Annotated in this window: 4 protein-coding genes; 1 reads left to right on the forward strand and 3 read right to left on the reverse strand. The window is 34.4% G+C overall.

The annotated features are described in order from the left end of the window. A partial coding sequence (locus JCM21531_RS17025) for an IS256 family transposase (protein ID WP_038291601.1) occupies nucleotides 1-613 on the forward strand: 613 nt, incomplete at its 5' end. A 370-nt stretch (nucleotides 614-983) separates the two neighbouring features. Here JCM21531_RS17025 and JCM21531_RS19230 read toward each other — a convergent pair. The 3 genes from JCM21531_RS19230 to JCM21531_RS19235 all read right to left on the reverse strand — a co-directional run bounded on the left by JCM21531_RS19230 (nucleotide 984) and on the right by JCM21531_RS19235 (nucleotide 1825). Further along, a complete protein-coding gene (locus JCM21531_RS19230) occupies nucleotides 984-1121 on the reverse strand; it encodes a hypothetical protein (protein ID WP_162149332.1) in 138 nt (45 codons plus the stop codon). 31 nt (nucleotides 1122-1152) lie between these two features. Beyond that, nucleotides 1153-1374: a ribbon-helix-helix protein, CopG family gene (locus tag JCM21531_RS17035; RefSeq protein WP_038291603.1), complete on the reverse strand. Its 222-nt coding sequence runs from the start codon at nucleotides 1372-1374 to the stop codon at nucleotides 1153-1155. A gap of 130 nt (nucleotides 1375-1504) precedes the next feature. Then, the gene (locus JCM21531_RS19235; protein ID WP_131464581.1) at nucleotides 1505-1825 is read right to left on the reverse strand and encodes a hypothetical protein; all 321 of its coding nucleotides are present in this window, start codon (nucleotides 1823-1825) and stop codon (nucleotides 1505-1507) included. Nucleotides 1826-2013 lie beyond the last annotated feature (188 nt).

A 2013-nucleotide genomic window follows, 5' to 3' on the forward strand; every position in this document is an offset into this window, starting at 1 on the left:
AATATGGATTGGTGACAATGAATCATCGAAATTTTCGCTTGGAGTATTAAATGATCTTAAGAACAGAGGAGTACAGGATGTGCTAATATTTTGCGTTGATGGACTGACAGGTATAAAAGAAGCAATTAATGCTGCATATCCAAAGGCCGAAGTACAACGCTGCATAATACATCAACTTCGAAATTCCTTTAAATATGTATCATTCAAGGACATAAAGGCTTTTAGCAATGACTTTAAGGAAGTATATCGAGCAATTAACGAAGAAGTAGCATTAGAAAAGTTTTGTGAACTTAAGAGCAAATGGGGAAAGGAATACCCATATGCCATACGAAGTTGGGAAAATAACTGGGATGTGATAAGCCCATTCTTCAAATTCCCGGAGGAAATAAGGAGAATAATTTATACTACCAACATCATTGAAGGATTACATCGGCAGTTTCGAAAAGTTACGAAAACAAAAACAATGTTTCCAAGCGACAGTTCACTGGAAAAAATGCTATATTTGGCGTCAATGAATGTAGTAAAGAAGTGGACACAGCGGTATAAGGACTGGGATAGGGTACTCAGCCAACTAATGATTCAGTATCCAGGTAGATTGGAGAACTATATTTAAAAGCATTCACCCCACCGCCCTCAAGGGCTCGTCCTCATCGCCGGACGGGCTAGACCTCACAAAATAAAAGCGGTGAGAAAAAGGACAGAATACCCTATTATAATCAATTATGGCCAAATTGAATCAAATTTATGTATAAAACTCGGCAAAACTGGCAATAATATATAATGAAGAAATGATTTAAGGTAACATTCTGTAAACTTCAAAAATTCAAAATTTCTTGCTAAGGAGGATTGTAAAAATTCCGATACACAAAATTATTTACATTACCAGATATTTTTAATATATTCGTTACGGAGGTTTCTATAAATATAAAAATCCGAATCGATAGATATTATTTCTTTAATATTCTCCAACTCAGAAACTAAAATTAACTTGCATCCGTGAAATCCATAGGTATATCAGAATATTTCCTGGAAAGCTCAATTATTCTAGGAATATCTTCAACAGTAATTTGCTTTATATTTAGTCCTCCTCTTTTAATCCATTCCAAGAAATTAATTTGCACATTTATATTAAAATCCAACGTTTGTAATACTTCAGTAACTACAGGCCATGTTGTACTCAGTCAAATCACCTTTTCCACTGCCATATTGGTCAAACAGTTCTTCACCTAATTCGTATGGTTTACATTTCTTTTCATGGTCAACAATATATTTACTTAAAGCCTCTTTTATAATATCGGATTTGGTCATGCTTTCTTGTTTGGACAATAGTTCGAGTTTTTCTTCCAACTCTTTAGATAACCTGACACTGATCATATTAACACCTCCGTAATACGGATTGTATTACGTCATAAATCTACTGTCGATACATATATTTCTATTCTGTTTATTTTGTAATAAGCACTTTTTATTGATTTTCACCATTTCAAAGAATGTGCATTTTTCTTTACCTTTTACATCGTCCGCTAAGTAAATGAAAATACATTTCAAACAACCGCCAATATTCTTCGTACTCATCCTGATAGATCTTTTCGCTAAATATCCTCGGTAAACTTTCAGCATAAAACCGTTTTACTTTTCGCGCAAAAACCAATGATTGCCGGGAATAATCCTCCAAATCAACTAAAAAACCGTCTTGAAACAACAAATACCCTCCGTGTTTGACTTCCCCGATTTCAAAATTTGACAACTCAATGAGACTGCCAACTATCTTGCATCCCACGTAATTATATTGGGACAGCCATAATTCATTAAATAGCCACAGCACGATATTATAGGTAAATCGTTTTGCCTATCATAGCCGTAAAGAGCAGACTTCATAAGTCTCAATGCGGCAGATGCCACAGTCCATGCTCCATCTTTTTCAGTTATAATCTCTTTATCCTTTACTTTTAAATAGACATCTCCATGGGAGCAAAAATCCGTCTGATTTTATTATCTTTATCAATCCAATAT

Origin of the sequence: Acetivibrio straminisolvens JCM 21531 (assembly GCF_000521465.1) — a bacterium.
Lineage (GTDB): Bacteria > Bacillota > Clostridia > Acetivibrionales > Acetivibrionaceae > Hungateiclostridium > Hungateiclostridium straminisolvens.

Coding starts and splice junctions, on each gene's coding strand:
- JCM21531_RS17035 (WP_038291603.1), bottom strand. CDS start 1,374: ATGATCAGTGTCAGGTTATCTAAAGAGTTGGAAGAAAAACTCGAACTA.